We start from the raw sequence: 1,893 nt of genomic DNA, 5'->3' as shown, positions 1-1,893 counted from the left end.
CGCCCACCCCCTCCCGCGCGGGCCGCACACCCCGGCCGGGGCGGGGCAGCGACCACCGAACGCCTGTCCCCTGGGGCGTGGGGCTGTAGTCGGCCTGCGGGGCGGGCACAACCCCAGTGGATGATTGATCCCAACGAGGCGTCTTGCGTCTTGCGTTTAGCGTTTTGCGTACGACGTACGACGTACGATGCACGACCCCACAAAGGGAACCTTGTCCTCCCCCTGCCGTTAGGATGGTCGGTGATGAGCCTGATCCTGGTGCTGAATTGCGGGAGTTCCTCGCTCAAGTTCGCGCTGCTCGAGCCCTCCAACCCGAGCACGGTGCTCAGCGGGCTGGCGGAGAAGCTCTTCGAGGACGAGCCCCGGCTGATCGTCACGGACGGCGAGGGCAAGCAGGCTGGCCCGCTGCCGGGGCAGGGGCACGCGGTGGCGATGCGGGGGATTCTCGAGGCCCTGCGCGGCCGGGGGTTGCTCGAGCAGGTCTCGAGCGTGGGGCACCGGGTGGTTCACGGGGGGGAGCGCTTCCGGCAGGCCACGCGCATCACGCCAGAGGTGGTCGCGCAGATCGAGGCGTGTGTGCCGCTGGCGCCGCTGCACAACCCGGCCAACCTCGAGGGCATCCGGGGGGCGATGGAGGCCTTCCCCGGCCTGCCCCACGTCGCGGTCTTCGACACGGCCTTCCACCAGACCATGCCGCCGCACGCCTACCGCTACGCGCTGCCCGAGGTGCTCTACCGCGAGCACGGGGTGCGGCGCTACGGCTTCCACGGCGCCAGCCACCAGTACGTGACCCGGCGGGCCGCCGAGCTGCTGGGAATTGCGCTCGAGCACAGCGCCTTCGTCAGCGCCCACCTGGGCAACGGCTGCTCGATCACGGCGGTGAAGGGGGGCCGGAGCGTGGACACCAGCATGGGGCTCACGCCGCTCGAGGGCCTGGTGATGGGCACCCGCTCGGGCGACGTGGACCCCGGCATCCACGCCTTCCTGGCCGAGAACTTGGGGCTGAGCCTGCGCGAGGTGACCGAGGTGCTCAACAAGGGGAGCGGCCTGCTGGGCCTCTCCGGCCTCTCCAACGACATGCGCGAGCTCGAGCGGGCCGCCGCCGAGGGCCACGCGGGGGCCGGGCTGGCGCTGGAGGTCTTCTGCTACCGCTTAGCCAAGTACGTCGCCGCCATGTGCGTGCCGCTGGGCCGCCTCGACGCGCTGATCTTCACCGGCGGGATCGGGGAGAACAGCAGCCTGGTGCGGGAAAAAGTGCTGGGCCAGTTGGGAATCCTGGGCTTCCGGCTCGAGCCCGAGCAGAACGCCCGCACCGTGCGCGGCCAGGCGGGGCCGATCACCGCCGAAGGGAGCCCCCTGGCGCTGGTGGTGCCCACCAACGAGGAGCTGATGATCGCTTGGGAGACTCAAGCCGTTCTGTCATAACCCTCAACCAGGGCTTCAGCTACCGCGAAAGGCCCGGCGCAAACGCTCGGGATCACACCGTACTTTCCTATCTGGTAGAGCATTGCCGCCACTCGGCTTGATGTAGAAAAGCAGGTTTCATCGTGGAGGAGCAGGATTTTTTAGAGCCATGTAAAATCCCATTATGGGAGCCGAAAATATTGAATACTACGTTCCGTACCAGGCTGACGTATCTAGGGCATTAAGAGATTTGCAGCAAGAAATTCTTGCTTCTGGCGACTTTATATGGCTTGACCACCCAGACCTTGGATGGCCTAGGATTGAATCCATAAACGATGGTCAATCCACGGTTCAGCCTTACCGTGACGACTCCCCGTTCTGAAGAACGGGGCTTCGCGGTTCTCACGGGACGGCCCACGCCGTACCCATCCCCGCAGGCTCCGTCCGAGCCCATCTGCGGTCGGGTGCACGCCCCGACCTGGCCAGGAT

Annotated in this window: 1 protein-coding gene; it reads left to right on the top strand. The window is 66.7% G+C overall.

All coding sequences use genetic code 11. The features are described 5' to 3' along the window. Window positions 1–243: 243 nt before the first annotated feature. Complete coding sequence (locus Mterra_RS20935; protein WP_119316838.1) at window positions 244–1,425, top strand: acetate kinase; 1,182 nt, start codon at window positions 244–246, stop codon at window positions 1,423–1,425. Window positions 1,426–1,893: the final 468 nt, after the last annotated feature.

This window comes from Calidithermus terrae (assembly GCF_003574345.1).
Classification (GTDB): Bacteria; Deinococcota; Deinococci; order Deinococcales; family Thermaceae; genus Calidithermus; species Calidithermus chliarophilus.
This window is presented reverse-complemented; position numbering and strand designations above follow the sequence as displayed.

What these genes read in the sequence shown, in the direction of transcription:
- Mterra_RS20935 (WP_119316838.1), top strand. Translation starts at nt 244, where the DNA reads ATGAGCCTGATCCTGGTGCTGAATTGCGGGAGTTCCTCGCTCAAGTTC.